At 68.6% G+C, this 21,666-nt stretch carries 20 protein-coding genes; 10 read left to right on the forward strand and 10 right to left on the reverse strand.

What is annotated here, in order from left to right; genetic code table 11:
• Window positions 1–149 precede the first annotated feature (149 nt).
• Together KVT39_RS21865 and KVT39_RS21870 are read left to right on the forward strand one after the other, a co-directional pair.
• Window positions 150–1,262 (forward strand): porin, encoded by a 1,113-nt coding sequence (locus KVT39_RS21865; RefSeq protein WP_034180901.1) that lies wholly within the window; start codon window positions 150–152, stop codon window positions 1,260–1,262.
• A gap of 88 nt (window positions 1,263–1,350) precedes the next feature.
• Window positions 1,351–2,403, forward strand: coding sequence for a nucleoside hydrolase (locus KVT39_RS21870; RefSeq protein WP_034180900.1), 1,053 nt, complete (start codon window positions 1,351–1,353; stop codon window positions 2,401–2,403).
• Between the two features lie 27 nt (window positions 2,404–2,430).
• Here KVT39_RS21870 and KVT39_RS21875 read toward each other — a convergent pair whose 3' ends face one another.
• Window positions 2,431–3,342, reverse strand: a complete 912-nt coding sequence (locus KVT39_RS21875) for a LysR family transcriptional regulator (protein WP_034180899.1) — start codon at window positions 3,340–3,342, stop codon at window positions 2,431–2,433.
• Window positions 3,343–3,436: 94 nt separating this feature from the next.
• Here KVT39_RS21875 and KVT39_RS21880 point away from each other — a divergent pair, with 94 nt between their 5' ends.
• Window positions 3,437–4,786, forward strand: a complete 1,350-nt coding sequence (locus KVT39_RS21880; RefSeq protein WP_217590180.1) for an NCS2 family permease — start codon at window positions 3,437–3,439, stop codon at window positions 4,784–4,786.
• Window positions 4,787–4,830: 44 nt separating this feature from the next.
• The gene (add, locus tag KVT39_RS21885; RefSeq protein ID WP_217590181.1) at window positions 4,831–5,931 is read left to right on the forward strand and encodes an adenosine deaminase; all 1,101 of its coding nucleotides are present in this window, start codon (window positions 4,831–4,833) and stop codon (window positions 5,929–5,931) included.
• Window positions 5,932–5,967: 36 nt separating this feature from the next.
• Here the strand turns inward: add and KVT39_RS21890 are convergent, their stop codons facing one another.
• Both KVT39_RS21890 and KVT39_RS21895 read right to left on the reverse strand, forming a co-directional pair.
• Window positions 5,968–8,199: a transglycosylase domain-containing protein gene (locus tag KVT39_RS21890; protein ID WP_217590182.1), complete on the reverse strand. Its 2,232-nt coding sequence runs from the start codon at window positions 8,197–8,199 to the stop codon at window positions 5,968–5,970.
• Between the two features lie 97 nt (window positions 8,200–8,296).
• Window positions 8,297–9,832, reverse strand: a complete 1,536-nt coding sequence (locus KVT39_RS21895) for a PLP-dependent aminotransferase family protein (protein WP_217590183.1) — start codon at window positions 9,830–9,832, stop codon at window positions 8,297–8,299.
• 123 nt (window positions 9,833–9,955) lie between these two features.
• On the opposite strand from KVT39_RS21895, the gene KVT39_RS21900 reads away from it, so the two are divergent.
• Complete coding sequence (locus KVT39_RS21900; RefSeq protein ID WP_217590184.1) at window positions 9,956–10,594, forward strand: FMN-binding negative transcriptional regulator; 639 nt, start codon at window positions 9,956–9,958, stop codon at window positions 10,592–10,594.
• A gap of 49 nt (window positions 10,595–10,643) precedes the next feature.
• Here the strand turns inward: KVT39_RS21900 and KVT39_RS21905 are convergent, their stop codons facing one another.
• A complete protein-coding gene (locus KVT39_RS21905; protein WP_217590185.1) occupies window positions 10,644–11,225 on the reverse strand; it encodes a thioredoxin family protein in 582 nt (193 codons plus the stop codon).
• 219 nt (window positions 11,226–11,444) lie between these two features.
• Here KVT39_RS21905 and KVT39_RS21910 point away from each other — a divergent pair, with 219 nt between their 5' ends.
• Entirely contained in the window at window positions 11,445–12,185 is a 741-nt protein-coding gene (locus tag KVT39_RS21910) for a response regulator (protein WP_217590186.1), read from the forward strand.
• Window positions 12,182–13,504, forward strand: a complete 1,323-nt coding sequence (locus KVT39_RS21915; RefSeq protein WP_034180891.1) for an ATP-binding protein — start codon at window positions 12,182–12,184, stop codon at window positions 13,502–13,504. Before KVT39_RS21910 ends, KVT39_RS21915 begins: the two co-directional genes overlap by 4 nt.
• Before the next feature lie 20 nt (window positions 13,505–13,524).
• On the opposite strand, the gene KVT39_RS21920 is transcribed toward KVT39_RS21915, so the two are convergent.
• From KVT39_RS21920 to KVT39_RS21930, 3 genes are all read right to left on the reverse strand, one after another.
• Window positions 13,525–14,259, reverse strand: coding sequence for a metallophosphoesterase (locus KVT39_RS21920; protein ID WP_217590187.1), 735 nt, complete (start codon window positions 14,257–14,259; stop codon window positions 13,525–13,527).
• 92 nt (window positions 14,260–14,351) lie between these two features.
• Window positions 14,352–14,888: a GNAT family N-acetyltransferase gene (locus KVT39_RS21925; RefSeq protein ID WP_175750112.1), complete on the reverse strand. Its 537-nt coding sequence runs from the start codon at window positions 14,886–14,888 to the stop codon at window positions 14,352–14,354.
• 12 nt (window positions 14,889–14,900) lie between these two features.
• Window positions 14,901–15,533, reverse strand: coding sequence for a LysE family translocator (locus KVT39_RS21930; RefSeq protein WP_105390239.1), 633 nt, complete (start codon window positions 15,531–15,533; stop codon window positions 14,901–14,903).
• A gap of 303 nt (window positions 15,534–15,836) precedes the next feature.
• Here KVT39_RS21930 and KVT39_RS21935 point away from each other — a divergent pair, with 303 nt between their 5' ends.
• Window positions 15,837–17,030, forward strand: coding sequence for a porin (locus KVT39_RS21935; RefSeq protein WP_105390240.1), 1,194 nt, complete (start codon window positions 15,837–15,839; stop codon window positions 17,028–17,030).
• 100 nt (window positions 17,031–17,130) lie between these two features.
• Window positions 17,131–17,562: a GFA family protein gene (locus tag KVT39_RS21940; RefSeq protein ID WP_217590188.1), complete on the forward strand. Its 432-nt coding sequence runs from the start codon at window positions 17,131–17,133 to the stop codon at window positions 17,560–17,562.
• A 167-nt stretch (window positions 17,563–17,729) separates the two neighbouring features.
• Here the strand turns inward: KVT39_RS21940 and KVT39_RS21945 are convergent, their stop codons facing one another.
• Complete coding sequence (locus KVT39_RS21945; RefSeq protein ID WP_217590189.1) at window positions 17,730–17,909, reverse strand: hypothetical protein; 180 nt, start codon at window positions 17,907–17,909, stop codon at window positions 17,730–17,732.
• A 138-nt stretch (window positions 17,910–18,047) separates the two neighbouring features.
• Here KVT39_RS21945 and KVT39_RS21950 point away from each other — a divergent pair, with 138 nt between their 5' ends.
• Window positions 18,048–19,973 (forward strand): SMP-30/gluconolaconase/LRE-like region family protein, encoded by a 1,926-nt coding sequence (locus tag KVT39_RS21950; protein WP_217590190.1) that lies wholly within the window; start codon window positions 18,048–18,050, stop codon window positions 19,971–19,973.
• A 34-nt stretch (window positions 19,974–20,007) separates the two neighbouring features.
• Here KVT39_RS21950 and KVT39_RS21955 read toward each other — a convergent pair whose 3' ends face one another.
• Together KVT39_RS21955 and KVT39_RS21960 are read right to left on the reverse strand one after the other, a co-directional pair.
• A complete protein-coding gene (locus tag KVT39_RS21955) occupies window positions 20,008–20,958 on the reverse strand; it encodes a c-type cytochrome (protein ID WP_105390243.1) in 951 nt (316 codons plus the stop codon).
• A complete protein-coding gene (locus KVT39_RS21960; RefSeq protein ID WP_034180883.1) occupies window positions 20,955–21,641 on the reverse strand; it encodes a c-type cytochrome in 687 nt (228 codons plus the stop codon). The genes KVT39_RS21955 and KVT39_RS21960 overlap by 4 nt, the downstream gene beginning before the upstream one ends.
• Between the last annotated feature and the right edge of the window lie 25 nt (window positions 21,642–21,666).

Raw genomic sequence — 21,666 nt, forward strand, 5'->3', positions numbered from 1 at the left:
CGGGCACGGGAGGCACGAGGATGAGAATAAATCCGTTTTATTGACACATAAGAAAAGCAAACTTTTATTATCCGATCCGGGTTCGTATAGTCGAGGCCAGTTTCGCGGAACCCTGCCGCGCCTGGACCACCACCGATCACACGACCCGCATGAAAACTCTCTACAAGCTCGCTCCGCTCGCGATGCTCGGCGCCTTCGCGACCCATGCCGGTGCGCAAAGCAGCATCACGCTGTACGGTCTGATCTCGGCCGGCGTCGGGTTCGCGACGAACCAGGGCGGCAAGAACGCCTGGCAGGCGCTGTCCGGCACGAACCAGAACCCGCGCTGGGGGTTGAAGGGCAAGGAGGATCTCGGGCAGGGGTTGTCCGCGATCTTCCAGCTCGAGAACGGCTTCAACGTGATGACGGGCACGGCCGCGCAAAACGGCCGCGAGTTCGGGCGCATGGCCTACGTCGGCCTTGCCGACCGCACGTACGGCTCGCTGACGTTCGGCCGCCAGTACGACGCGATCCACGACTACATCGGGCCCGTGATCATCGCGAGCAACGGCGTGAACATCGGCGACAACGACAACGGCTACAACGACATCCGCGTGCAGAACTCGGTGAAGTACGTGAGCCCCGTCTACTACGGCCTGAAATTCACCGCGCTGTACGGCTTCAGCAACGCGACGGGCTTCGCGAACAACAGCGCATACAGCTTCGGGCTCGGCTACGAGCGAGGCGCGCTGCGCTGGAGCGCGGTCTACGCGCAGTACAACCATCCGTACAGCAGCACGAACCAGGACGGCGCGATCGCGAACGACTACGCGTCGCCGCTGCTGATCTTCAGCAAGAGCGCGATGACGCCGGCGGCGTACGCGAGCCGGCAGCGGATCGCGGGCACGGGCGGCTTCTACACGATCGGCCGTGCGCAGTTCGCGGCGATGTTTACCGACGTGCGCTACGATTACCTCGACAATTCGCACCTGCACCTGCAGAACCTCGGCGTGAACATCGTCTACACGATGACGCCGCAGCTTTTTCTCGGCGCTGCGTATGCGTTCACGAACGGCAAGTACGACGTGATCGACAAGCGTCCGAAATGGCACCAGGTGAACCTGCAGGCTGACTATTTCCTGTCGAAACGCACCGACGTCGCGCTGACGGTGATCGCGCAGCAGGCGGCCGGCGACGCGGACCATGCGCAGATCTTCGCGTACGCGCGCTCGACCGGCACGCGCCAGATGATGGCGACGCTCGGCGTCAGGCACGTGTTTTGAGCGCCCCCAAACCTGCCGCTTCGAGCCAGGCCCCCCGAGGGGGTCAAGAAAACTTGGGGCGGCCCGGCGTTTTCTTGAGAGCCCGACCATGACCCATCCGATCGCATCGCGCCGCACCTTCCTGAAACTGTCCGCCGCGCTGGCCGGCACCGCGCTGCTGCCCGAAACGGGTGCGTTCGCCGCCGGCGGCGACGCCGCGCGCCGCACGGTGATCATCGATACCGACCCGGGGCAGGACGACGCCATCGCGATCCTGTTCGCGCTCGGCGCGCAGGACCGGCTCGACGTGCGCGCGCTGACCGCCGTCGCGGGCAACGTGCCGCTCGACCTGACCGAACGCAATGCGCGAATCATCCGCGACTGGGCCGGCCGCACGAAGACGCTGCCCGTCTACGCGGGCTGCCCGCGCCCGCTCGTGCGCGAGCTCGTGACGGCCGCGAACGTGCACGGCAAGACGGGGCTCGAAGGCGTCGAACTGCACGAGCCGCGCGCGCCGCTCGCGACCGGCCACGCGGTGTCGTACCTCGTCGATACGCTGAGCCGCGCGGCGCCGAACAGCGTGACGCTGTGCGCGCTCGGCCCGCTGACGAACATCGCGACCGCGCTGGTCGAAGCGCCGCAGATTCGCGGCGCGCTGCGCGAAATCGTGCTGATGGGCGGCGCGTTCTTCGAGCGCGGCAACATCACGCCGGCCGCCGAGTTCAATATCTACGTGGATCCGCAGGCGGCAGAAGTGGTGTTCGGCAGCGGCGTGCCGATCGTCGTGCTGCCGCGCGACGTCGCGGTGAAGGCGCCGATCACACCGGCGCGCGTTGCGCCGTTTCGCGCGCTCGGCAACCGCTGCGGCGCGATCGTCGCGGACATCATGACGGCCGAGCTCGCGTACAACAAGAAGCGGCGCGGCGTCGACGACGCGCCGATGTACGACCCGACCGCGGTCGGCTATCTCGTCGATCCGACGATGTTCAACGGACGCAAGGTGAATGTCGCGATCGAGACGACCGGGCAGTGGACGCTCGGCGAGACGATCGTCGACTGGAGCGGGCGCAGCGGCCGCGCCGCGAACGCGACATGGATCAACGAGGTCGACGCGGACCGCTTCTACGCGGCGCTGGTCGAGCGCATCGCGAAGCTGCCCTGAGCGCGTGACGTCGCGCGGCGAACGGAATCAGATGTGCTTGGCGATCCACTCGCGGCACGCGCGCACGTGCGGGCCGCGATCGTCGGCGGCGAGCGAGATCAGCGAGATCGCGCGCGTGACGCGCGGTTTGTCGACGCGCAGCGCGACGAGTTCGGGATCGTGCAGATGCATCGTGTAGAGGCTCGGCAGCACGGCGGTCGCGAGGCCGTTGCGCGCGAGCGCGTAGAGCGGCTCGGTGTATTCCATCCGGTACGTGACGTTCAGGCGCAGCTTCTCGGCGCCGCCGGTGCGATGCAGCGATTCGCTGACGCTGCCGCGCACGAACACGGCCAGTTCGCGATCGACGAGCTTCGCCCATGTGACGCTCTTCGCGCGGGCAAGCGGATCGTCGTGCCGCACGACGATCACGATCTCGTCCTCGAACAGTTGCCGGTAGCGCAGCGTGCCGTCGTCGCTGTCCGGTTCGCGCACGCCGATGCCGAGATCGGCGACGCCGTCGCGCACCGCTTCGACGAGCGCGCTGTTCGGCAGGTCGGTGAGCGTGAAGCGCAGCGTCGGATGCGTGCCGCGCAGTGTGTTGAGCGCGGGCAGCAAGCGGCCCGCGACCGACGGGATGAACGCGATCCGCACGGTCTGGATGCGTTCGCCGATGAGCCGCGTCATGTCGTCGAAGGTGCCGCGCGCCTGGTTGAGCAGGCGTTCGGCGAGCGGCAGCACGGCTTCGCCCGCGGACGTCAGCGTGAGCCGGTGCGCGGAACGCGCGAACAGGCGCCCGCCGAGCAGGAACTCGATCTGGCGGATCGACGCGGTGAGCGCGGGCTGCGTGAGCGACAGCGCCTGCGCGGCCTGCGTGAAGCTGCGTGCGTGGGCGAGCACGACGAAGTGCTGGACCTGCCGCAGCGTGAGCGCGGGCAGCAGCGACGAGCGGTCGGACGACATCGGGCAATAACGGTCGGGATGCGGTACGCGGCAGTATAAGACCGCGCTGCATGAATCGGCACAGGACAATATTCGGAATCACAGGAGAACCACCATGTCAGCGACTGACACGATGCCGGCGCGAGCGCCGGCCAACTGGCTCGAACGCCGCTTCGCGCTCGCCGCGCGCGGCACGAGCGCGCGCACCGAGACGATCGCGGGCGTCACGTCGTTTCTCGCGGCCGCATACCTGCTCGTCGTGATCCCGTCGCTGCTCGCGACAGGCGGCATGGAGCGCGGCGCGGCGACGACCGCGACGATCGTCGTGTTCGTGCTGTTCACCACGCTGATGGGGCTCTATGCGAACCTGCCGTTCCTCGTCGGCCCCGGCATCGGCGGCTCGGTGATCGTCGGCGTGACGCTCGCGACGACGGAACACGTCGGCTGGCAGACGGGCCTCGGCATCGCGTGCGTGTCGGGCGTGCTGTTCTTCCTGCTGACGATCCTCGGCGCGCGCGGCGTCGTGGTGCGGCTGATTCCGGTGCAGATCAAGCTCGGGCTCGGCGCGTCGATCGGGCTGTTCGTCACGATGCTCGGCCTGCGCAATGCGGGGATGGTCGTCGCGAACGCGAAGACCAACGCGTTCGCGCTCGGCGACTTCTCGCGGCCGGGCGCGCTCGTCGCGCTGATCGGCCTGGCGGTTGCGGTCGTGCTGCAGGCGCGCAAGGTGCCCGGCGCGATCCTGATCGCGATCCTCGCCGCGGCTGCGGCCGGCGTGCCGCTCGGCGTCACGCACCTGCCCGCGTCGTTCGTGTCGCTGCCGCACAGCATCGCGCCGATCGCGTTCAAGCTCGATATCGGCAGCGCGTTGAGCCTGGCGGCCGCGCCGTATCTGTTCGCGTTCTTCGCGGCGGAATTCTTCTCGACGCTCGGCACCGCGCTCGCGGTCGGCGCGAAGGCGAACCTGCTCGACGAGCACGGCAACCTGCCGGACATCAACCGGCCGTTCCTCGTCGATTCGCTCGCCGCGACGATCGGGCCCGTGTTCGGCATCCCCGCGTTGACCGCGCTGATCGAATCGGCGGCGGGCGTCGAGGCCGGCGGCCGCAGCGGGCTGTCGTCGCTGGCCGCGGCCGTGCTGTTCGCCGCGATGCTGCTGTTCGTGCCGGTCGCGCTCGCGATCCCGAAGGAGGCAACCGCACCGGCGCTGATCCTGATCGGGCTGTCGATGTTCGCGACGATCCGCCATACGCATTTCGACGACTTCACCGATGCGCTGCCCGTGATGTCGATGGTGCTGCTCACGCTGATGTCGAACAGCTTCGGCACCGGCATCGCGGGCGGGCTGCTGTGCTACGTGCTGGTCAAGCTGCTGGCCGGCCGCTGGCGCGACGTGTCGTGGGGGCTCGTCGTGCTCGCGATTCCGCTCGGCTATTACTTCTGGACTGTCGTGAAGCCGCACTGAGAGACGGCTTTCGCGACGCAACCGCAATACCCAAAGAGAAAGACATGAAGGGAACACCAGGCAACGTCCCGGCCGCGCGCACGGGCATCGAGATCACGCCGGCCCATCGGGCCTTCTTCCACGCGCTGCCGAAGGTCGAGCTGCATTGCCACCTGCTCGGCGCGGTGCGGCACGACACGTTCGTCGCGCTCGCGGAACGCAGCGGTGCACCGATCGAGCGCGCGGAGATCGATGCGTTCTATGCGCGCGGCGACAAGCCGGTCGGCGTGCTGCACGTGCTGCGCGCGCTCGACCAGTATCTGCTCACGCAGCCTGACGATTTGCGAAGGATTGCATACGAGTATCTGGAGGATGCGGCCGCGCACAACGTTCGTCATGCGGAATTCTTCTGGAATCCGACCGGCACGGTGCGCGTATCGGGCATCGCGTATGCGGACGCGCAAGCTGCTATCGTGACGGCGATCCGCGATGCCGCGCGCGATTTCGGGATCGGCGCACGCCTGATCCCGAGCATCGACCGCGAGCAGGATCCCGATGAGGCCGTAGCGATCGTCGAATGGATGAAGGCGAATCGCGCGGATGAAGTGGCGGGGCTCGGGATCGACTATCGCGAGAACGACCGGCCGCCGGAACTGTTCTGGAAGGCGTATCGCAACGCGCGTGAGGCCGGTTTCCGCACGACCGCGCATGCGGGCGAGTTCGGGATGCCGTGGCGCAACGTCGAGACGGCCGTCGATCTGCTGCAGGTCGACCGCGTCGATCACGGTTATACGATCGTCGATAACCCCGAGCTGTGCGCGCGCTATGCGGAACGCGGGATCGTCTTCACCGTCGTGCCGACGAATTCGTACTATCTGCGCACACTGCCGCCGGAGCAATGGGCGGAGCTGCATCCGATGCGCAAGATGCCGGGCCTCGGGCTGAAGATCCATCCGAACACCGACGATCCGACGCTGCACAAGGTCAACCCGAGCGAGGCGTGGGAGCTGATGTTCAGCCATTTCGGCTTCACCGTTGCCGAGCTGAAGCAGTTCATGCTGAACGGGATCGACGGCGCGTGGGCGGACGACGCGACGAAGGCCGCGTGGCGTGCGGCGTGGGCGCCGGAGTTCGATGCGCAGGCGGCCACGCTCGCGGCGGGCTGAGCGCAGTTGTATGTATATGTTCCGCTGGCGGCACGCTCAGCGGAACAGCTTCAGCCAGTCGAACAGGCCGGGATGCGGGCGCCGCCTCGGCGCCGGCGCCGGTGCGCTGCGCGGCCGGAAGTCGGGCGAGAACTGCGCACGCGGATCGATCGCACGCGCGCGCAGCGCCGCATCGTAGAAACTGCCGACGATCGGCAGCGCGCTGTGCGCGCCCGCACCCCAGTAGTCGCTGCGAAGCGTCACGCTGCCGTCGTCGAAGCCGACCCATGCGCCGGCCACCAGTTGCGGATGCATCAGGATGAACCAGCCGTCCGTGTTGTCCTGCGTCGTGCCCGTCTTGCCGGCCACGTCCACGCGAATCCCGTAGCGCGAGCGGATGTCGGCGCCGGTGCCGCGATCGACGACATCGCGCATCACGTCGACGAGCGTCTGCGCGGCAGGCGCCGGCAACGCGCGTTCGGGCGGCGCGCTGCCGAATGCGGCGAGCACCTTGCCGTCGCGATCCTCGATGCGCGTGATCGCCTGCGGCGCGACGTACACGCCGCGGTTCGCGATCGTGCCGTACGCGGACACCATCTCCTTCAGCGTGACGGGGCTCGTGCCGAGCGCGAGCGACGGCACCGCGTCGAGCGGACTGTCGCGCACGCCCATTGCGCGCGCGAGCTGCGCGACCTTCGCGGCGCCTTCCTGCTGCATCACCTGCGCGGTGATGCGATTGCGCGACAGCGCGAGCGCGTCGCGCAGCGTCATCGGCTCGCCCGTCGGCGGCTCCTCGTCGGTCGGGCGCCAGACCGCGCGGCCGTCGATCGGAATCGCGACCGGGCGGTCGATGAACGTATCGCCCGGCCGCATGCCGTCCGCGAACGCGGCGCCATAGACGAACGGCTTGAACGTCGAGCCCGGCTGGCGCCGCGCCTGCGCGACGTGATCGAACGGCTCGCTGCCGAAATCGGGGCTGCCGACCCATGCCCTGATCGCACCGTTGCGCGGATCGATCGCGACGAAGCCGGCCTGCACCTGCGTCTTGCGCTCGCACAGCGCATGCATGAACTCGCGATTCGCGCCGAGCTGCTTCAGCGCCGCTGCATCGGCGAGCCCCGCGTCGCGGGCGCTGCGATAGTCGGGTGTCTGGCGGATGAAGCCGCGGAACAGGTCGTTGCGCAGCCCGCAGCCGGACGGGCCGCGCCATGCGCTGTCGGCGATCGCCTGCAGCCGCTCGGTCTGCTGCGTCAGCGCCTGCGTCGCCATGTCCTGCAGCCGCGCATCGAGCGTCGTACGCACGACGAGGCCATCCGAGTAGAGGTCGTAGTTGTTGCGGTCGGCCCACGCGATCAGCCACTTGCGAAGCTGCACCGCGAAGTGCGGCGCGAGGCCGGGCTGCGCCGTCTGCGGCTCGAAGTCGACGCGCAGCGGCTGGCGCTGCAATTTCGCGAGCTGCCGCGGCGACAGCATGCCCATCGTCGCCATCCGGTCGAGCACGATGTTGCGCCGCTGTACCGCGCGTTCCGGATTCAGCACCGGGTTGTAGTAGCTGTTGCCCTTCAGCATCCCGACGAGCGTCGCGCTTTCGGCGATGTCGAGCTGGTTCGCCGATTTGCCGAAGTAGGTGCGCGCGGCCATTTCGACGCCGAACGCGTTGTACAGGAACGGCACGGTATTCAGGTAGGTTTCGAGGATCTCGTCCTTGCTGTACACCGTCTCGATCTTGAACGCGGTGATCAGCTCCTTCACCTTGCGCGTGAGCGTCAGCGAGCGGCCGACTTCGTCCGGGTACAGGTTGCGCGCGAGCTGCTGCGTGATCGTCGAGCCACCCTGGCGCGCACCCGAGAACGTATGCAGCCCGGCCGCGATCGTGCGGCGCCAGTCGATGCCGTGATGCGCGTAGAAGCGGTGATCCTCGGTCGCGATCAGCGCGTCGACCATGTGCGGCGAGATCTGCTTGAGCGGCACCCATTCGCGGTTGACGGGCCGGAACTCGGCGATCAGCTCGCCGTCGGCCGACAGCACGCGCGCGGGGCGGTCGATGCGTGCCTTGCGGATGTCGCCGATGCTCGGCGTGAACGGAACGAACGCAAGCAGGACCAGCAGGCCCAGCACCGGTATCGCGGCGAGCGTCAGTGCCACGCCACGCCGCGTCGGATGACGCAGGCGATGCAGCGCGCCGGCGCACAGCGCGCGGGTGCGCGACCGGCAGGCGGCGGCGAGCGGCGCGACACGGGCGCGGCAGCGGAGCCACGCGTCTCGAAGAAACGGCACGAAGCGATTCACGGCGGCAGGGGCGTGGACGGAAGAGGCGCGATCCTAGCAAACGGCGCACGCTTGCCGGCGGCCGAAACGGCTGTTTGCTTGCAGGATTTACAGACGATTACGTTTGTTGCCTGCGGACAACCTTTTGCGGCGCGACCGGCCGCGATTCTTCCGACGAAACCACGTCCGCGAGCCGCTGCGCGGCCGCCTCCATCTGCGCACGGCCGAACCCGCCGAAGCCGAGCACGAGCCCCGGGCGGGCCGTGCCCGGCGCGAACATCGGCGACACCGCGCGCACCGCGACGCCGGCCTGCGCGGCGCGCGCGACCACGTCGAGATCGTCGATCCCTTCGGCGAGCCACAGCACGACGTGCATCCCCTGGTCGCCCGGCTGCACCCATGCGCGTTCGCGCGGCAGCCGCGCGCCGAGCGTGTCGATCAGCAGCGCGCGCTGCTCCGCGTACACGCCGCGCACGCGGCGGATGTGGCGGTCGAGATGGCCTTCCGCGATGAACGCGGCCAGCACGTGCTGGTCGGCGGTCGGCGCATGGCGATCCATCAGCACGCGCGCGCCGCAGAACGCGGGCACGAGATCGTCGGGTGCGATCACGTAGCCGAGCCGCAGCGACGGAAACAGGATCTTGCTGAACGTGCCGAGATAGATCACGCGGTCGGGCGCGAGCCCCTGCAGCGACGGGAACGGATAGCCTTCGTAGCGCAGTTCGCTGTCGTAGTCGTCCTCGACCACCCACGCGTGCTGCGCGCGTGCCCACGCAAGCAGCGCGTTGCGCCGCGCCATGCTCAGCGGCATGCCGAGCGGGTACTGGTGCGATGGCGTGACGAATGCGGCCCGCGCATGCGGCGCCAGGCGGATGCCCGCGTCGACGTCGATGCCGTCGGCGTCGACCGGCACGCGGACCATCGCGTCGCGTCGCCCGGTGCTTTCGAGCAGCGCGGTGATGCCGCGATAGGCCGGATTCTCGACCCACGCCTGGTCGTCCGCACCGAGCAGCACCTGGCTCGCGAGATGCAGCCCCTGCTGCGTGCCGCTCGTGATCACGACCTGGTCGGCCGTGCAGCGCACCGAGCGCGACCGGCGCACGTAGTCGGCGATCGCTTCGCGCAGCGGCAGCGCGCCTTGCGGATCGGCATAACCGGACGGCGCGCCGGCGCCGCGTGCGCGCAGGCGGTTGCCGAGCCGGCGCCAGATGTCGTCGGGTGCGGTGAGGCCGACCGGCACCGAGATCGCGAACGGCATGGCCGGCAGCGGAAGGAATTCGCGGGCGATCCGCGCGAAGGTGGCGGCCGGCTCCGGCAGCCCGGCGTGGGCCGGGCGCCTGCGTTGGGCGGGCGGTTCGGGCTCGTCGACGGGCGGCGGCTCGGCCAGCGCGTTCGCGACCCGCGTGCCCGCGCCGCCGCGCGATTCGAGGAAGCCTTCGGCGACCAACTGCGCATATGCGTCGACGACGGTGCCGCGCGCGACCTGCAGCGCGGCCGCCAGCAGCCGCGTGGATGGCAGCGTATCGCCCGGACGGACATCGCCGCGGCGCACGGCGTCGCGCAGCGCCTGCGCGAGCTGGCGGCTCAGGTCGCCGGCCGCGCGGTCGAGCGCGCCGAGCGACGGGATTTCGATGTTCCGGGCCGTTCTTGCCATGATTCTGGTCTGCTGAAAATGTTCCAAACCGGCTCTACAGCATAAACCAGTTTGGGGTAACAATTTGCGCAAGACGGGCCAGCGCCCGAGCCATTTCAACCGCCGCACGACCGTGGAGCCGACATGTACGTCCCCGCCGATTTCAACGAGCCCAACCCCGACGCATTGCGCGAACTGATCGTGCAGCATCCGTTCGGCAGCCTGATTACGCACGGGAAGAGCGGACTCGACGCGAACCACATCCCGTTCGAGCTGCTGCCGGGCGACGGCGGGCTCGGCGAGCTGCATGCGCACGTCGCGCGCGCGAATCCGGTCTGGCAGGACGTTGCGAACGGTGACGAGGTGCTCGTGATCTTCCGCGCCGGCGACGCGTACATCTCGCCGAACTGGTATCCGAGCAAGCACGTCGCGCACCGGCAGGTGCCGACCTGGAACTACGTGGTCGTGCATGCGCACGGCCGCATCACGGTGCGCGACGACGAGAAGTTCGTGCGCAGCGTGGTCGCGCGCCTGACGCGCACGCACGAAGCGTCGCAGCCGGTACCGTGGAAGATGGGCGACGCGCCGGCCGATTATCTCGACACGATGCTGCAGGCGATCGTCGGGCTGCAGATCGAGATCACGCGGCTCGTCGGCAAGCGCAAGCTCGGGCAGAACAAGGCGGCCGAGGATATCCGCGGCGCCGGCGACGCGCTGATCGCGGACGGGAAGCTCGCGATCGGGGAAGCGATGCTGGCGGCGGCCGACGCGAAGCGCGAGTGAGCACATCGAGATACGCGTGGGCGAGAGCCCGCGCTCGCGTACCGGCTGGTTACTGCGTGCGCGTCGTTCCCTTCATCCCTTCTCCCGCCTGCGCGAGCGCACCGCGAATCGCCGCCTCGGTCTTGTCGTAACCGCCTTCGCCATAACGCGTATAGACGACCTTGCCGTTCGCATCGATCAGGTACAGCGCGGGCCAATACTGATTCCCGTACGCACGCCACGTGTCGTAGCGGTTGTCCTGCGCGACCGGATACTGGATCCCGAAGCGCTTGATCGCATCGGCGACGTTGCCCGCGTCGCGCTCGAACGGATATTCGGGCGTATGCACGCCGACCACGACGAGCCCCTGGTCGCGATACTTCCGATACCAGTCGTTCACGTACGGAATCGTATGAATGCAGTTGATGCACGAGTACGTCCAGAAATCGACGAGCACGACCTTGCCGTGCAACTGGTCGAGCTTGAGCGGCGCGCTGTTGTGCCAGCGGTCGATGCCGGTGAAATCGGGTGCCGGCGTGCCGGCCAGGGACGCCTGCATGCCTGCGCCGTCGCGGGTGCCGGCGAAGGCGGCGAGCCCGGCTGTGGCGGCGAGGGCGATGACGAGGGCGGCGGTCTTGAGGCGGGGCAGCATGGCGTTCTCCTGATCGGGAGGCCGCCGCTCGGAGCGGCGGCCGGACGAGTTTCGACAGGCCCCATTAGGCTGCGCCGACGTATCCGAGATATGTCCGGCAAGCCGCGCGTGTGCAATGTTGTGTGTCGTCACGGCGGCGCGATACATTGGGATACAAACACATGCCCGCCGTGCGGTATAAAAGCGGACAACACCTGCCGAACTACCCGACACCGACTCATGGACAAGATCGACCACGTGCTGATCGTCGACGACGATCGCGCGATCCGCGAACTGATCGCGGGCTACCTGGAGAAGAACGGCATGCGCGTGTCGCTGGCCGCGAACGGCCGCGAGATGCGCAACGCGCTGGACGACGGCGCGCCCGACCTGATCGTGCTCGACCTGATGCTGCCGGGCGAGGACGGCCTGACGCTGTGCCGCGACCTGCGCTCCGGCAAGTTCCGCACGGTGCCCGTGCTGATGCTGACCGCGCGCGGTGAGGAAACCGACCGCATCATCGGCCTCGAGATGGGCGCCGACGACTACCTGGCCAAGCCGTTCGCGGTGCGCGAGCTGCTCGCGCGGATTCGCTCGGTGCTGCGCCGCGCGCGCATGCTGCCGCCCGGCATGCAGGTGACGGAAACGGCCGAGCTGCTCGCGTTCGGCGAATGGCGGCTCGACACGACGGGGCGCCACCTGCTCGACGCCGAAGGCACGCTGGTCGCGCTGAGCGGCGCCGAATACCGGCTGCTGCGCGTGTTCCTCGACCATCCGCAGCGCGTGCTGACGCGCGACCAGCTGCTCAACCTCACGCAGGGGCGGCAGTCCGACCCGTTCGACCGGTCGATCGACCTGCTCGTGAGCCGGCTGCGCCAGCGGCTGCGCGACGGTGCGCGCGAACCGCGCTACATCAAGACGCTGCGCAACGAGGGCTACGTGTTCTCGTCGGCCGTGACCGCCGTCGACGGTACGTCATGAGCGCGCGCACGCTGCGGCACTGGCCGCGCTCGCTGTTCGCGCGGCTCGCGCTGATCCTGTGCGTGGGCCTCGCGCTCGCGCAGACGCTGTCGTTCTGGCTCACGGTGACCGAGCGCGACCAGGCGACCACCAACCTGATGATGGGCTACATCGAGCGCGAGGTCGCGAGCTCGGTCGCGCTGCTCGACCACCTGCCGCCCGCCGAGCGCGCCGCGTGGCTGCCGCGCCTCGCGCGGCGCAGCTATACGTTCATCCTCGGGCCCGGCGAAACGGGCACGCCGCCGGAAGCGCGGCTGTCGGCGCGCGTCGAGCGGTCGATTTCCGACGGCATCGGCGGCGACTACCCGCTGACCGCGAACGCGCTCCCCGGCGACCGCGAACATCTGCAGGTGCACCTGCGGCTGACCGACGGGTCGCCGCTGACGATCGACATTCATCCGATGTCGACGGTGCCGCTGTCGGGCTGGCTGCCGGTCGTGCTCGTGCTGCAGCTCGCGGTGCTGGCCGCGTGCTGCTGGCTCGCGGTGCGGCTCGCGACGCGTCCGCTCAAGCAGCTCGCGCAGGCCGCCGACGCGCTCGGCCCCGACCTGAAGGGCGAACGCCTGAACGAAGACGGGCCGTCCGAGGTCGCACGCGCCGCGCGTGCGTTCAACGCGATGCAGGACCGCATCGCGCAGTACATGGCCGAACGCATGCAGATCCTCGCGTCGATCTCGCACGACCTGCAGACGCCGATCACGCGGATGCGGCTGCGTGTCGACGTGATGGACGACGACGTGCAGGGCACGAAGCTGCGCCAGGACCTGATCGAGATGGAGCATCTGGTGAAGGAGGGCGTCGCGTATGCACGGACGCTGCACGGCACCGAGGAAGCCGCGCGCCGCATCGATCTCGACGCGCTGCTCGACAGCATCGTGTACGACTACACGGATGCGGGGCAGGACGTCGCACTGCACAGCCGCGCGCCGCTCGCGCTCGTCACGCGGCCGAAGGCGCTGCGCCGCATCGTCGGCAACCTCGTCGACAACGCGCTGAAGTTCGCGGGCGCGGCCGAGATCGACGTGCACGCCGCGCCGGACGGCGGCGCGGTCATCGCCGTGCTCGATCGCGGGCCCGGCATTCCGGACGATCAGCTCGACGCGGTGTTCGAGCCGTTCCGGCGCGTGGAGACGTCGCGCAACCGCGAGACGGGCGGCACGGGGCTCGGTCTTGCGATCGCGCGGCAACTGGCGCTCGCGATGGGCGGCACGCTCACGCTGAACAACCGGCCGGACGGCGGCGGGCTGGAGGCGAGGCTGACGCTGAGGAATGCGGGGTGATGCGAGACGGTGCGGGCGTGTCAGCACCGGCCGGTGCGCAGCGCGACGGTCCAGTCGTCGCGCCCGCGCGATGCCGCGGTCGCGGCGGCCGTGTGCCAGTCGTATTCGACCGCATGGAATTCGACGTTCCAGCCGGCCGCCGTGCGCGACACCATCGCGTAGCGCGCATGCGGCGAGCCCGTCTCGATCCGGTGCGGATGCGGCCGGTCGTCCGCGTACGCCTGCAGCCCGACGCTGCCCGGGTTGACGATCAGCCGGCCGTCGGCGAGCTTCGCGGTGCGCGGCACGTGCGTGTGGCCGCACAGGATCAGCGACGCCGGCGCGTCGCCCGCGCGCTGCGCGATTTCGTCGGGCGTGGCCGCGCGGCAGCCGTCGGGCGTGACCGTTTCGAGGAAATAGACGAGGTCGCTGGCCGGCGTGCCGTGCACCATCAGCACGTCGTCGTCGAGCGTCACGCGTTCGGGCAGCGCGGCGATCCAGTCGAGATGGTCGGCGCGCAGCGCGTCGCGCGCCCAGCGATCCGACAGCCCCATCGACTCGCGATCGTCGGCGAGCAGTTGCCGTTCGTGATTGCCCTTGACGGTCGGCAGGTCGAGCGCGATCAGGCGGTCGGCCGTTTCGGCCGGATGGAGCGCGCCCGACACGATGTCGCCGAGATTGACGATCACGTCGGCGCCGCGGCGGCGGACGTCGTCGAGCACAGCGTCGAGCGCGGCGAGATTGCCGTGGATGTCGGAGAGCGCGGCGATTTTCATGGCGGACCGTCGAGGCAGGGAACGGCGATTGTCGCCAATTCGGCGCGGGCCGGTCAATCGCATCCGCGGTGAGGCCCGGTGCGATGCGTCAGTCAGTCGGTCGCGAGCCGCGCGTACATCGCGAAATCGCCCGGCGTGCCGCGCACCATCCGGTACGCGCGCAGCAGCCCTTCGTAGCGGTAGCCGCACTTCTGCAGCACGCGCGCGGAGCCGGCGTTGCTGGTCAGCACGACGCCCTGGACGCGCATGAAACCGCCATCGGCGAATGCCCACGCGGTGACGGCTTCGCACACTGCACTTGCGATTCCGCGCCCCCAGTGCGCCGGCGCAAGGTCGTACGCGATTTCCGCCGAGCGGTTCGCGGTGGACACCGTATGCAGCCCGATCGTGCCGGCGAGCGCGCCCGATGCGGTGTCGACGATCGCAAGACGCCGGATCGAATCGGGGTCGGCCGATTCGACGTTGTCGAACAGCGGCAGCAGATCGTCGCGCGAGCGCAGGTTCCAGCTCGTGTGGCGGATCACGTCGGGGTTCGACAGGTACGCGTACCACGCGTTGAGATCCGCGCGTTCGAGCTGCCTGAGCGACAGGCCCGGAAAGCCGGAGCAGGGCGGCGCGTCGACTCTCATCGGAACCCGCTCCTACGCGGCATGACGCCGGTACAGCGCCAGCGACCCGGCAAGCGCGAGCAGCATCGCGCCGCACGTGCGTTCGAGCCACAGCGCGCCCGAGCGCTTCAGCAGCCGCACCGCGCGTGCGCCGAGCAGCGCATAGCCGAACATCACCGCGCCGTCGAGTAGCGCGAACGTGACCGCGAGCGCGACGTATTGCGGCGCGAGCGGCGCGGACGGATCGAGGAACTGCGGCAGGAACGCGGAGAAGAACAGATAGCCCTTCGGGTTCGTCACCGCGGTCAGGAAGCTCTTCGCGAAGATCGACGCGTTGCGCCCGGGCGCCGCGCTGCCATGCGCGGCGGCGACGTCGAGCGAACCCTTCGACGTCAGCAGCCGGATGCCGACATACGCGAGGTACGCGGCGCCGAGCCACTTCACCACCGAGAACCAGAACGCCGACGCCATCAGCAGCGCACCGAGGCCGAGCGCGACCGCGACGATCAGCACGAAGTCGGACAGCATCGCGCCGGCGAAGCCGTATGCGGCGCGGCGCACGCCGTAGCGCGAGCCGTTGGTCAGCGCGAGCAGCACGGTCGGGCCGGGTGTCGCGATGCCGACGAACGCGACGGCGGCGAAGATCAGCAGGGTCGTTTCATTCATGAAGGAACTCCCGATGGATGGCGCGTGTTCGATTATCGGGGGCGTGCGCCCGTGCTGTACAGGCACGGCGATCGTGTGCCTGGCCGTGTTTTCGACTATCTCGATTTTGGCAAGAAACTGTTTTCATTATTGCGCTTTAGTCTGGGACCGGTTCCAACTACCATGGCGGCCGCAGCGGGCCTGCCCGCCGCGACGCCGCGCGCGGACGCCGCCGGCCTCGCACTGCCGGCGGATCTCGCCGCCCGCGCGCTACTCGCAACATCAAGCCAGAACAACGGGTTCACCGCCCGGAGACACAGAACCATGAACAAGCAACTGATCGCAGCACCGCTGCTGCTCTCGCTCGCGGGCATCGCTTCCGCGCAAAGCTCCGTCACGCTGTACGGCATCGTCGACGCGGGCGTGACCTATCGCAGCAACGAACGGGTCGGCTCGGCCGGCGCGTACACCGGGCATTCGAGCGTCGGGCTCACGACCGGCAACCTGTCCGGCAGCCGCTGGGGCATCAAGGGTTCCGAGGATCTCGGCGGCGGGATGCGCGCGCTGTTCGTCCTCGAGAACGGCTTCGACATCGCCAACGGCACGTCGGGCCAGGGCGGCCGCCAGTTCGGCCGGCAGGCGTTCGTCGGCATCGGCAGCGACCGCTACGGCTCGGTTACGCTCGGCCGGCAGTACACGTCGCTCGACGACTTCGTGAGCCCGGTCGGCCCGTCGTCGTTCATCGGCGGGTTCGGCGCACACCCGGGCGACATCGACGATCTCGACCAGACCGCGCGCGTCGACAGCTCGATCAAGTACACGAGCGCCAACTACGCGGGCTTCACGTTCGGCGCGCTGTACGGCTTCGGCGGCCAGCCGGGCAGCATGAAGCAGCGCAACACGTGGAGCGTCGGCGCGGCATACGCGGCGGGCCCGCTGCGCGTCGGCGTCGGCTACGAGCGCTCGGACAACAGCAAGACGGGCGCGACCGACCCGACGACGGGCAAATGGCAGAGCACCGACGACGGCCTGTTCAACTCGTCGATCAACGAAGGCTATGCGAGCGCGCAGTCGCAGCAGGTCATCGCGACGGGTGCGACGTACGACTTCGGCCCGGCCGTCGTCGGCGTGAACTACAGCAACGTGCAGTACCGCAGCGGCGACCGTTCGCTGTTCGCCGGCCACGCGACGTTCAACGTCGCGGGCGTGTTCACGCGCTGGAACGTGCGGCCGCAGACGCAACTGTTCGCCGGCTACAGCTATACGCGCGGCAGCGATGTCGATGGCGTCGACGACCGCGCGCAGTATCACAACGTCACGCTCGGCGCCGTCTACGACCTGTCGAAGCGCACCAGCGTGTACCTGCTCGGCGCGTACCAGCATGCATCGGGCATGACGCTCGATGCGCTCGGCCGGCCGGTGGCCGCGACCGCGTCGGTGTCAGACAAGGCGAATGGCCATTCATCGGACTCGCGGTCGCAGGCGATCGTCAGCCTCGGGCTGCGCCAGAAGTTCTGACGCGCAGCATTCGTTGCGGCCGCAACGTCGTTCGCAGCCGGTGCGGGCGACGTTGCACGCGTGCTCCTATACTGTCGCCTCTGTTCTTCGAGGAGACGACATGACCCGAACGCTTTCTGCGCGCTGCCTGTGCGGTGCCGTCACCGTCACGCTGCGCGGCGAGCCGGCGGCGCGCGCGAACTGCCATTGCGCGACTTGCCGCGATTTCTACGGCACGCCGATGCTGTCCGCGACCGCGTGGCCGCCGGAGCAGATTGCCGTCGACGGCACCGGCGCAACGTTCCCGCATCCGTCGAAGTCGATGTCGCGCACATGGTGCGTGTCGTGCGGCGAGATCGTGTCCGGAACGAACCGGTTCGGCATGCGAGTCGTGCCGAACAGCCTGACCGCGCGTGCGCACGGCGGGCAACTGCCGGACGACCTGCAGCCGACGATGCACCTGTTCTATCGGCAGCGCGTGATCGACGTCATCGATGCGCTGCCGAAATACCTCGACGGCTGGGACGGCCCGACGCTCGACAACGCGAACTGAACGATTGCGACCGCGTGCCGGCACGGCCGGTGCGCGGCTTGTTCCGCCGCATCCTTCTTCAGCTTTCCTTTCTTTCTTCCGCCCGCCCTTCGTCCCGCCGTGTTCGCGGCACGCCCGATACGCCAGTTTGCGAAACGCCGATTGCGCCGGATAATATTTTTTCTCTTTCATTTTAATTTCGATTTGTAATCATCGAGCCTCTTTCCGGCGGAATGAAATGGCAATGCGGGAATGTCAGAAAAAATGACGCATTCGCATTGGGCGACCCGGAAGAAAATGCCGGGGAAAGCGCCGAAATCGCGCTGCCGGCGGGCCGTTGCGGTGCGGCGAGCGGGTTTGACCATCATTGACGAAAAAGCGCCGGACGGCATAAAGCACGCGGTGAATAATTCGGGATGGCGACGAATGCGCTTTTGCCTGAATCACCAATATTTCATGCGTCGCGATTTACAGTGTCGACACACGATCGTCCGGGAGCATTATTCATGTCAATGAAACAAATTCGCGCGGCATTGCTGGGAATGTGCATCGCGGTGCTGGCGCCCGCGAGCCCCGCGCAGGCGCAATACTCGACGGACTGGCTCGCGAACACGTTCGGCACGCTGGCCGCGCACGTGGGCAACGGCGCGCGCTCGATGTGGGTCGCGCCCGAGGGCGTGATCTACACGGCGTCGCGCTGGGACGAGAACGCGGGCGGCGTCGCGATCTACCAGAACGGCCAGCCGCTCGGCACGATCGGCATCCACGACGAATTCCAGGGCGGCGCGATCACCGGCAATGCGTCGTCGCTGTTCGTCGCGCTCGGCTACAACCGCACCTTCGGCAGCGGCTCGGTGGGCCGCTACAACCGCGGCACGAACCAGCGCGACCTGCGCATCCCGGTCAGTGTGTGGACGGGCGTCCAGTACGCGGACGTGATCACGGGCCTCGCGACGGCCGGCAACCTGCTGTACGTGAGCGACTTCTACGGCAACCGCGTGCGCGTCTATACGACCGACGGCGTGTGGCAGCGCGACATCGGCGTATCGGGGCCGGGCGCGCTGGCGCTCGACGCCGCCGGGAACCTGTGGGTCGCGCGCAAGAGCGCGGGCGTCGTCGCGCAGTTCAGCGCGACCGGCACGGCGATGAACACGATCCAGATGGCGGCCGGCGCGCGGCCGGCGTCGCTGTACTTCGATGCGTCGATGGGCCAGCTGATGGTGGGCGACGAAGGGCCCGACATGAACATCAAGGTCTACAGCGGGCTTCTCGGCCTGCCGATGCAGGTCGGCACGTTCGGCGTGCAGGGCGGTTATCTCGACACGACGACGGGCATCAAGGGGCAGGTCGGCGACAAGCGCTTCACGCGCGTCGCCGCGCTCGGCAAGGATTCGGCCGGCAACCTGTACGTGCTGAACAACGCATGGGGCGGCGGCTGGGATCTCGGCCGCAACGGCAGCACCGACCTGCATTCGTACAGCCCGACGGGCGTGCTGCAATGGAAGCTGCAGGCGCTGAACTTCGAGGGGATCGCCGCGCCCGATCCGGTGACGGACGGCGCGTTCTTCTACAGCGGCAACAACGTGTACACGGGTTCGGCGGGCGGCACGTTCGTCGCGAACACGGTCGACCCGTTCACCTATCCGAAGGACCCGCGCCTCGACATGAAAGACTATCAGCGCGGCCAGCACTTCGGCCAGCTCGTGATGGTCGGCGGCAAACGGATTCTCGTCGCGACGGGCCAGAATCCGGGCAACTTCAACTTCTATTACTTCAACACGGCGAGCGGCTATATCGCGATTCCGGCCGGCTCGCTCCCGGGCAAGCCGTTCAACACGACGCTGCAGGTGACGGCCGGTTTCGCGATCGACGACAACGGCGACGTGTGGGCAGGGCTGGACGGATCCAACGCGATTTCCCGCTACCCGATGACGGGCTTCGACGCGACCGGCAAGCCATCGTGGGGCAAGCCGACGACGACGCCCGTGCCGAGCACCGTGTCGCCTGTCACGCGAATCATCTACCAGGCGGACAGCGACACGATGATCCTCGCGCAGGGCCTCGCGGGCAATTGGGACTGGACCGCGATGAACGGACACATCGAGGTCTATCACGGCTGGAAGAACGGCAACACGAGCGCGCCGAATCCGGTGATCAACCTGACGAGCGCGAACCCGAAATCGATCGCGGCGGCCGGCCACTACCTGTTCGTCGGCTACGTGCACACGGTGCCGAACATCGACGTGTTCGACCTGAACTCCGGTGCGCTCGTGACCACGCTGACGAATTCGAACACGTCGGCGATAGACGTCGGCAACGACGTCGACTCGATGTACGGCGTGCGTGCATACCTGCGCTCGACCGGCGAGTACGTGATTACCAAGGACAACTACAACGGGTCGAGCATCGTCGTGTATCGCTGGCGTCCGTGACCGCGCCGGCCGAGCTGGCCGGTGCGGCCTGGCGTCATGGTGCGCCGAGCACGCGGCCGTTCACGCCGAGCCCGTACATCGAGTCGGGCGAATCGTGGAACTTCGCGCGCGTGTCCTGCACGGAGCCGGTGAAGCGCGGGTCCTGCGGACGTTCGTGGCTGTCCATGAAGGTTGCGACATCCCACGCTTCCTGATCGGTCAGCGTGCCGCCGAGTCCGAGCGGCATGTTGGCCTTGATGAAGCCGGCCGCGTTGCGGATGTCGCCCATCCCCGCACCCCAGTTGAACGAGCGCGCGCCCCACAGCGCCGGGAAGGCCGGCTTGCCGCCGCTCGACTGCCCCTGGCCGTCCGCGCCGTGGCATAGCGCGCAGTGCTGCGTGTAGACGGCGGCGCCGCGCGCGTAGTCGGCTTTTTGCGCGGGCGGCGGCAGTTTCAGGAAGCCTTGCCCCGGCAGCTTCGTGCCGACCGGCGCGCCCTTCGCTAGCCAGTACGAATAGGTTTCGAGCGCGACGAGGATCGGGTCGCCGGCCGGCGGCGCCTTGCCGTTCATGCTGTATTGGAAACACCCCTGCAGGCGTTCGGCGAACGTGTTTACGTGCCCGTTCTTGCTGCGGTAGGCCGGATACAGCAGGTACGCGGCCCACATCGGGCTCGAATCGGGTCGGCGGCCCGCGTCGAGGTGGCAGCTCGCGCAGGTCAGCTTGTTGCCGACGTACTTGCCCGCGAACTCGGGCGTGTGCAGGAAGATCTGCTCGCCGAGCTTCACGGTCTTGCCGAAGCCGTCGGCGGGCATCGCGGATTCGGCGGGCGGCGTGAACGGCTTGACCGCTGTCGCCGCGGTTGTGGCCGGTGCCGGTGTGGCCATGGGTGCGGAAGCGGCGGCCGGCGCGTCCTGCGGCGCCGCCGCGAACGCGAGCGCGGGCATCCAGGCCGCACCGAGCAGTGCGGTGCGTGCGCGGCGGATCAGCGTCGTGCGGTCGATCATCGCTGGTCTCCTTGTGCGGCGCCGCCGCGCGCGTAGTAAGCGGCCACCGCGTCGATGTCGGTATCGGACAGCTTGCCGGCGATCATCGGCATCAGCGCCATCGGCCCGGGCGGGCGCGTGCCGTGTTTCCAGCCGTTCAACTGGCCGGCGATATACGCGGCAGGCTGCCCCGCGAGCGGCGGAAACGCGGTGCCGACGCCGAGGCCGCCGGGGCCGTGGCACTGCGCGCATGCGGGAAGGCCCTGCGACCAGCGCCCGCGCGTCGCGAGCCACGCGCCGGTGTTCGCGGCATCGATCGACGTGTCGTCGGCGGTGAAGACGCCGGCCGGTGCGGGCAGGCTCGCGAAGTACGCGGATACCGCGTCGCGTTCGTGCGGCGTCAGCAGTTTCGACAGCGGCTGCATGACGGGATTCTGGCGGCTGCCGTCCGCGAACGCGGCAAGCTGCGCGGACAGATACACGGCGTTCGTGCCCGCGAGGCGCGGGAAGCCGGCCGCTGGGTTGCCTTCGCCCTGGCTGCCGTGGCAGCCGATGCACGCGGCGACGCCCGTCGCCGAGCCTTGTGTCGCGAGCGTCTTGCCGAGCGTCGCGTCGTCCGCGTGCGCGTGGCCGGCCAGCAGTGCCGCTGCGGCAAGCAGCAGCGGTGCGATCCGGCGTCGCCGTGTGTCGACCATATCGTTCACGTGTCCCCTCCTTGTTGTATGTCGC

Source organism: Burkholderia sp. GbtcB21 (assembly GCF_019091065.1).
GTDB lineage: Bacteria > Pseudomonadota > Gammaproteobacteria > Burkholderiales > Burkholderiaceae > Burkholderia > Burkholderia pyrrocinia_C.

What these genes read in the sequence shown, in the direction of transcription:
- KVT39_RS21920 (WP_217590187.1), bottom strand. Translation starts at nt 14,259, where the DNA reads ATGAAAATCGCCGCGCTCTCCGACATCCACGGCAATCTCGCCGCGCTC.
- KVT39_RS21940 (WP_217590188.1), top strand. Translation starts at nt 17,131, where the DNA reads ATGACCCGAACGCTTTCTGCGCGCTGCCTGTGCGGTGCCGTCACCGTC.
- KVT39_RS21895 (WP_217590183.1), bottom strand. Translation starts at nt 9,832, where the DNA reads ATGGCAAGAACGGCCCGGAACATCGAAATCCCGTCGCTCGGCGCGCTC.
- KVT39_RS21910 (WP_217590186.1), top strand. Translation starts at nt 11,445, where the DNA reads ATGGACAAGATCGACCACGTGCTGATCGTCGACGACGATCGCGCGATC.
- KVT39_RS21865 (WP_034180901.1), top strand. Translation starts at nt 150, where the DNA reads ATGAAAACTCTCTACAAGCTCGCTCCGCTCGCGATGCTCGGCGCCTTC.
- KVT39_RS21875 (WP_034180899.1), bottom strand. Translation starts at nt 3,342, where the DNA reads ATGTCGTCCGACCGCTCGTCGCTGCTGCCCGCGCTCACGCTGCGGCAG.
- KVT39_RS21935 (WP_105390240.1), top strand. Translation starts at nt 15,837, where the DNA reads ATGAACAAGCAACTGATCGCAGCACCGCTGCTGCTCTCGCTCGCGGGC.
- KVT39_RS21955 (WP_105390243.1), bottom strand. Translation starts at nt 20,958, where the DNA reads ATGATCGACCGCACGACGCTGATCCGCCGCGCACGCACCGCACTGCTC.
- KVT39_RS21880 (WP_217590180.1), top strand. Translation starts at nt 3,437, where the DNA reads ATGTCAGCGACTGACACGATGCCGGCGCGAGCGCCGGCCAACTGGCTC.
- KVT39_RS21915 (WP_034180891.1), top strand. Translation starts at nt 12,182, where the DNA reads ATGAGCGCGCGCACGCTGCGGCACTGGCCGCGCTCGCTGTTCGCGCGG.
- KVT39_RS21905 (WP_217590185.1), bottom strand. Translation starts at nt 11,225, where the DNA reads ATGCTGCCCCGCCTCAAGACCGCCGCCCTCGTCATCGCCCTCGCCGCC.
- add (WP_217590181.1), top strand. Translation starts at nt 4,831, where the DNA reads ATGAAGGGAACACCAGGCAACGTCCCGGCCGCGCGCACGGGCATCGAG.
- KVT39_RS21870 (WP_034180900.1), top strand. Translation starts at nt 1,351, where the DNA reads ATGACCCATCCGATCGCATCGCGCCGCACCTTCCTGAAACTGTCCGCC.
- KVT39_RS21925 (WP_175750112.1), bottom strand. Translation starts at nt 14,888, where the DNA reads ATGAGAGTCGACGCGCCGCCCTGCTCCGGCTTTCCGGGCCTGTCGCTC.
- KVT39_RS21930 (WP_105390239.1), bottom strand. Translation starts at nt 15,533, where the DNA reads ATGAATGAAACGACCCTGCTGATCTTCGCCGCCGTCGCGTTCGTCGGC.
- KVT39_RS21945 (WP_217590189.1), bottom strand. Translation starts at nt 17,909, where the DNA reads ATGATGGTCAAACCCGCTCGCCGCACCGCAACGGCCCGCCGGCAGCGC.
- KVT39_RS21950 (WP_217590190.1), top strand. Translation starts at nt 18,048, where the DNA reads ATGTCAATGAAACAAATTCGCGCGGCATTGCTGGGAATGTGCATCGCG.
- KVT39_RS21900 (WP_217590184.1), top strand. Translation starts at nt 9,956, where the DNA reads ATGTACGTCCCCGCCGATTTCAACGAGCCCAACCCCGACGCATTGCGC.